Annotated in this window: 7 protein-coding genes; 3 read left to right on the forward strand and 4 right to left on the reverse strand. The window is 56.6% G+C overall.

Going from position 1 to position 6,327, the window contains the following annotated elements:
• Window positions 1-269: hypothetical protein (locus tag AC2FLU_RS12800; RefSeq protein WP_496808470.1), on the forward strand; the 269-nt coding region annotated here is incomplete at its 5' end.
• Between the two features lie 473 nt (window positions 270-742).
• Here the strand turns inward: AC2FLU_RS12800 and AC2FLU_RS12805 are convergent.
• From AC2FLU_RS12805 to AC2FLU_RS12820, 4 genes are read right to left on the reverse strand one after another with little or no spacing between them, the layout of a single operon-like run.
• Complete coding sequence (locus AC2FLU_RS12805; protein WP_496808471.1) at window positions 743-1,114, reverse strand: hypothetical protein; 372 nt, start codon at window positions 1,112-1,114, stop codon at window positions 743-745.
• 48 nt (window positions 1,115-1,162) lie between these two features.
• Entirely contained in the window at window positions 1,163-1,381 is a 219-nt protein-coding gene (locus tag AC2FLU_RS12810; protein WP_480477721.1) for a YMGG-like glycine zipper-containing protein, read from the reverse strand.
• A gap of 20 nt (window positions 1,382-1,401) precedes the next feature.
• Window positions 1,402-2,406 carry a DUF1214 domain-containing protein gene (locus tag AC2FLU_RS12815; RefSeq protein ID WP_480521540.1) on the reverse strand — a complete coding sequence of 335 codons (1,005 nt, stop codon included), beginning with the start codon at window positions 2,404-2,406 and terminating at the stop codon, window positions 1,402-1,404.
• 15 nt (window positions 2,407-2,421) lie between these two features.
• Window positions 2,422-3,486, reverse strand: a complete 1,065-nt coding sequence (locus AC2FLU_RS12820) for a DUF1214 domain-containing protein (protein WP_496808472.1) — start codon at window positions 3,484-3,486, stop codon at window positions 2,422-2,424.
• A gap of 150 nt (window positions 3,487-3,636) precedes the next feature.
• Here AC2FLU_RS12820 and AC2FLU_RS12825 point away from each other — a divergent pair, with 150 nt between their 5' ends.
• Both AC2FLU_RS12825 and AC2FLU_RS12830 read left to right on the forward strand, forming a co-directional pair.
• Window positions 3,637-4,662, forward strand: coding sequence for a helix-turn-helix domain-containing protein (locus AC2FLU_RS12825; RefSeq protein ID WP_496812000.1), 1,026 nt, complete (start codon window positions 3,637-3,639; stop codon window positions 4,660-4,662).
• A gap of 264 nt (window positions 4,663-4,926) precedes the next feature.
• Complete coding sequence (locus AC2FLU_RS12830) at window positions 4,927-6,102, forward strand: alpha/beta hydrolase (RefSeq protein WP_480496617.1); 1,176 nt, start codon at window positions 4,927-4,929, stop codon at window positions 6,100-6,102.
• Window positions 6,103-6,327: the final 225 nt, after the last annotated feature.

The following is a 6,327-nucleotide window of genomic DNA, read 5'->3' on the forward strand; positions in this document are numbered from 1 at the left end:
TGATCTTCGTTTTTGGGCGCCTTCATTTGCGAGGCGCTTTGGGTCATTTGCATCCAGTGCCCGCCGGTTCGAAAGATTTGGACCCTCAAGATGCGCTGTTCACATGCGAAGTGTCGGGGCGATACCTTTCCATATCAGGTTGCCAAAACCAGCCCGCACAGGAATTCCAGTTTAGCATTGCCGCCGCTTTGAAACCATCCTTGGACCGAAGTGAAACCTCTTTCCCAAGGATCGCGGTGAACAAACAAAACGGTCTAGATTCGTGTTAATTTGTGCTCCATTTAGGTCTTTATCGTGAAAAATGTATCAAATTTATTAACTGGTCAAGAAAAACCAACAAAAAGCCACACAATTGCGAGCTGCTTCTACTTTGGGACAAAGGTAATGCCCTGAATGAGTTTCACCCAATCGAAATCCCACTGAATCGCGCCATGTTTCCCAGAGGCTTCGACCCCTGAGTTGGGCGAGGCCAGGGTGAGAAAACAACAAGCAAGCTTTCTTCTGAAACACAGGATAGCGCGGTTGAAGCTGGACTGCCAAGAGCGTCACAGCTGCGTTACGAATCTCTTCACGGCTGGAGGCAATCGTGCTTTGTCACAAATGCCCTTCACCTTGATGTGCATCTCACCCATTGTACAGCGGGCTTGGCATGGTCCTTTGCGCCCGTGCGCCGTTTCATTTTGCAAAAGACCTATCAAGAAGCTGGCAGCCGCATTCGGCGGCCGATTGTTAATGCAGCGGATTATTCGAACTCTTCAAAGGTTTCCCTCACAGCATCGTCCACTGCCCCGGCCAGCAACTTGCCACCGTCGTTGTCGCAGGCGTCTTCAAGCTCTTCGACGAACTCGGTCTTGAGGTCGCCCAGATATTCTTCCGGGACGGTAGCCACGACATCGATCTGACGGTTGTAGAGCGACACCATCGCCATGAGACGCACGATCTGGCTTACCTGATCGGGGTCATCCTCGTGCTCTGCAAGAACACTGGCGCAGCTAAGATGCATGAACGGTGCAGCTGCGGCGATGATTTCGTCCATCTCCGCATCGGCAGAGGCAGTGCTCGCCAGCGCTGTAATGCACATCCCGAAAATTGCCGTTAGGGGAACTCGTTTCATGTGATCTACCTCATTTCTTCAATAGCGTGCGGCACGTGCAGCGTGGCCTTAGCGCTTTTTACGATAGCCTGCGATGGCACCGACGACGGCTCCGGCTTTTGCGCCGTCACTACCGGATACGAGGTACCCCACCCCAGCCCCCACGACGGCACCGCCAACCGTGTTCTTCGTTCGTTGCGACTGGGCCTCGGCTGGCAGCGGCAAGGCCAGGATTGCGGCCATCAGCAGGGCGAGTGCGGTGGCCTGTGACTTTGTCGAAAACTGCATATCTCGGTCTCCTTATCGGTTCAGTTGATCCGTTCAGCCGATGGAAAGGTCCAGCTTCCATCCAGAATTTCGGCGCGCGGCTGGTACAGGCGGACGGTGTAATTCCAGTTTGGCGGGGTCGGGATACAGTTGATCCGGCCATCGTCACATGCACCGAAGTGGATAGTGTATGACCCGTCCTCGTTGGGCTTGGCAGAAACGTTGTTGTAACTGTTGCGGTCAAGCTCGTTCGGCTCAAGATAGCCGTCGGCATTGTAAACGGTGATCGACCAAAACGCGTCGACCGGGACGTCGTTGACCGTGATTGCATGGGGCGTCTCGCCATCATTTGCATCGACACTGGCGATCACGGCCGAGGCCGTGGTCGCCGGTTGCCCTGCCCAACCAGCGATGGCGCCGACCAGGTGATCGATCGGGTCGACCTCGTCCTTGCGGCCAAAGGCATTGGCCGCATCAAAGCCGACCGCGCTTGCCAGATCGTTCACCGCCTTGCGCGCCTCGGCCAGGCTTTCCATATCCCAGTCCGGCGCTTCGAACGGGCCGTTGCCACCGCCGCTGAGCTCGATCCCGTCCTGCGCCGCATGCGCTCTGGCCAGATCTTCGGCATCCGTGGCATCGGCGAATGTACGGAAAAGGACAAAGGCAAAGCGCGTGCCGACATTGTCCTCGGTCAGGTCATAGGTGCCCGGTGTCGCCTCGACAAAGGCATAGTGATCCTGGCTGATAGCCAGCATCGACTGAAAACGGCCATCGCCGTCGGGCAGGGTGATGTGGACCGGCTGGGACAGGTCGAGGATCACGGCGGAATAAAGCGTGTCCTGATTTGCGCGGATGATCGGCTGCGGAGCATCCGCCGAAACCAGCGTACGCTCGTGAACGATTTCGCCCACGCCCACCCCATTGGCGGCAAGATTTGCCCTGATCATCGTGTCAGATTCCGCCCGCACAAGGTTGTGGATGCGCACCTCCTCTGACGCGGCAATCGAGGGCACACACAGCGCAAGGGCAAAAAGAAGACGTCGCATGAGAAATCCTTTCCGTTAATTCAAAAGGCGAACTGGGGGGAAGCTCCACGTCCCATCGAGAACCTCGGGCCCGGGCTGATACATCCGCACGGTATAGTTCCAGCCCTCCATGATCGGCAGGTAGTTGACCCGCCCATCCATACACCCGCTCAGGTGAATGGTCATTGATCCATCACCATTGCGCGCACCTGTCACTGAATTGACGTTATAGGCACCTTGCGCGTTGGGCTGGAAAAAGCCCCTGGCGTTATAAAGGCTGACAGACCAGAACGCCCCGACCGGCACCTCGGCGGGAACATCGATGCGATACTCGGCCACTGGCAGATTTGGTTCTACACTGACGTAATAGGCCTCATGCTCGGGCAACCCACCCCAACCGCCAGCGGTGCCGATCAGATGCCGGACTGCCTGAACCTGATCACGCGCGCCGAACATATGGGAACTGTCCGGCACATAGGGGCCGAGGGCCAGAATGCTCTGTAACAGCCCCTCAAAACTGGCTTCGTCATAATTGGGAAGGATGAACGGACGGGCCGACCCGGCCTCGACCAGCATCTGGTCCTGCAACGCGTTGACGGTGGCCACATCCGAAGGATCGGCGGCATCGACCAACACGCGCATGAAGACGACAACATAGGGCGTGCCAAAAGTCTCGACATCCAGCGCATAGGTGCCACCACCGTGAAACACCTCTTCGATGTAATGATCCTGATTGAGAACCATTGCGGTCATATAGCGGCCATCTGCATTTGGCAGCGTCAGGGTTGCGCCTTCGCTGATGTCGATAACAGCGGTGCTGTACAGCGTGTCGCGGTTCATCCGGATAGTTGGTTGATCATCCACCGGGGTCGGTTCGCGAAAGTGAAAGAACCTGTTCACTCCTCCGGCCAGTGACACATATTTGCCCAGCTCAAGATCAGTCGCGGCGTGGGTGAAATTGTCGATGGTAACCGGGATCTCGCGGCTGTCAGTTAAACTGTCGACGGTTGTGTCCATATCCTGCGCATACGCCGCCTGAGCCCAGATCGTGGCCAGCAACGTCAGCGACTGACTGAGAGAGAGGGGGAAAGACTTACTCACGAACATGTCCCTTAAGAAATCACAGGTTTCGTCGGTGATGACGGGTTGAGGGAACGGCGGTGTAACCCGTTGTCGCAGGGCGATTGTGCAGCGCCTTGACGGGTTGTGTCACCGGACAATTCCCGACAAACTAACCCAATGCGTCGAAACATGGTTACAATTCGCGAGTTGGCCCATGTCGTGGAACTGCTTGAAGATTTCGCCGGAGCGAGCACCGTTGCGGACGCCCTTCAAGCGGTCGGCCTGGACCGTTCTGTTCTATCGCTGAAAGCGGGTTTTGCACCCTACGCATCAGAGGGCATTCTGGTTGAAACGGTGGCCCGTGCGATGGGCGACAGGCTTCTTGGTGCCCGGATTGGCCGCAAATTCGATTACGCGCGTTACGGCGCGTATTCAAATTTTGTGCTGAGCGCGCCTGACCTGGCTACCGCGCTGGCGCGCGGGGCACGGGCGTTCTTGCTGATACACCCAGGTTCAGAGATCGTATTTCGTCAGACCGAGACCCATGTCGTGGTCGGGCGCAGTGCAGTCGGGCTGACGGTCATGGGTCACAAACATCTGGACGAAGGCTCGGTGTTTGTCCTCGCTACCGTTATCCGCCACTTTCTGGGTGAAGGCTGGCACCCGGACTGGATTGAACTGCCACATGAGGCGCGAGTCGATGTCCCGAAGATCGAAGAGATGATTGGCGCCCCCGTGCGTCTTCGGGACAGCCCGCCCGGTATTGCCATCCGACTGGGCGATTTGCAAACGCGCAACCCTTCGCCCCGCAGTCTGGACGCGAACATTGATCTTGATGATCTGGCGGCGTTGATGGGCGTTAATCCTGTGCAGACCATTGGGGATGCAGTGGAACAGATATTGCAGATCACTGTCGCAAACGCGGATATGTCAGAGGATACCGTGGCAAGCCATCTTGCAATAGGGCCGCGAACCCTGCAGCGCGCGCTGCGTCAGGAAGGCACGTCCTTCAACGCCGTCCAAACCCGCTTTGCAAAAAGCAAGGCACAGCATTTGCTGACCCAGACCGACAGGTCTATTGACCAGATCGCCAGTACGCTTGGCTATAAAGATCCCCGCAGCTTCCGACGCGCCTTCAACCGCTGGACAGGCGTTTCGCCCTCTCTCTATCGAACCCAGCAACGCGCAGGATCTGACCCGGTTTTGGCAGACTAGACCCATCGAGGTCGTGCCCGGTGCGGGCGCCGGGCATCGAAACCGCACCCAATTTGCGGCTGATACTTATGGTCGCGCGTGGCAATAAACGATTGCCAATGTCGGACTATTTGCAAAAGAAATGTGTGAAATCTTGTGCCGCAAATTCACAAAGCAGCCGGAATATGACGGAGCGTTAAGGGTCTGATGCGTAGGTTTTGGTGGCTATTGATCTGTGTCGCCCTGACTGGGTGTGCAGCGAAAACCTACAATGAAATTGACATTATGCCTTCGCCAACGGTCTTTGCTGATGGCACGCTTGATCCATTCGAGGATGTGACCGAGGGCAATTTCGAGTCGCGGGCGCGACTGTTTTACGCAACAGACCGCCAGCCCGCAGGACCGGACGACCCACAGAAAAGCTACAATAACGCACGGGGGCAAGTGCTGCGGGCGGGTGTCGCGCAGGTTGCGTCGGACCCGCCGCTTGAAAGCTGGGAAAATGCACGGCGCATAACACTCGCCGCGGCGCGGGATCAGGACTATAGGCTGCGTGTGGTGGGCGTGGCCGAGACCGGCATCTTGCCGTTCAGCGCAATCAAATACATGGATACCCCACCCAGCCGTGTCGAAGTTGAAGCCGCCGGTCGCCGTTTTGCGTCACAAATTAATGCGCAGTTGGCGCAATCGGCCAACAAGGACATTTTCATCTACATCCACGGCTATAATGTGGACTTCGACTATTCCACCCTAGTCTCAAGCCAGTTGCAGCATTTTCTGGGCTATCAGGGCGCTTTCATCAGTTACAACTGGACAGCAACCCCAAATACGCTGGCCTATTTTCGTGATCAGGAATCGGCGCTGGCCTCGCGACGTTATCTGCGCGAGTTGATTGCCTTTCTCTCGACCCATACCAATGCCCGTCGCATCCACCTGATCGGCTACAGCGCCGGGACAAGGCTGGCCTTTGACGCCGCCTATCAAATCGCGTTGGGGGCCGAGGGAAACGCGCGGTTGGGCAAACTCATCCTGATCGGCAGCGATCTAGACCGTGCTTATTTCATTCATGCTATCGAGGACGGTCTACTCGATGCGGTTACGGACCTGACGATCTATCAGTCGCAAACGGATTCCGCCCTGGCGATGTCTAGGCTCGTCTTTGGCCGCAAGCGAGTCGGAGAGACCTCGCCCCCCGGCGAAGCAGTGCCTGCGGTGCAAGCGGAATTGGCCCGGACCCCAAGGCTGCATGTCATCGACGTGACGGATGCCGAAGAGGCGGGCAATGGCAACGGACATTGGTATTTCCGGTCTTCACCATGGGCCAGCAGCGATCTTTTCCTATCATTGCTGACCAACAAAGACCCCGCCGCGCGCGGTCTGGTACGCGCACCCGGAGAGATCATCTGGCGTTTTCCAGATGATTATCCGCAAAGGATCAGGGAACTGGGGCGTTTTTACTGAAGGAAAGGAACCGTTAGGTTTTCCCCGTCTGTTCGCTATTCTGGCCAGCTTCCCACACGAAGCTTCGTCTGATCATTCCGAATCTCATAAGTAAGTTTATCCATAGGTCAGGCTTATGACTTTGAAGGTATAATCGATTTTTCTTGGCATATTAATCTGTCAAGATGCGAATGCTCAAATGTGAATTTAACGCCGCGCAAGAATGGCGAACCTGTCAAACAATTC

It is taken from the genome of Ruegeria sp. SAZD013 (assembly GCF_059612525.1).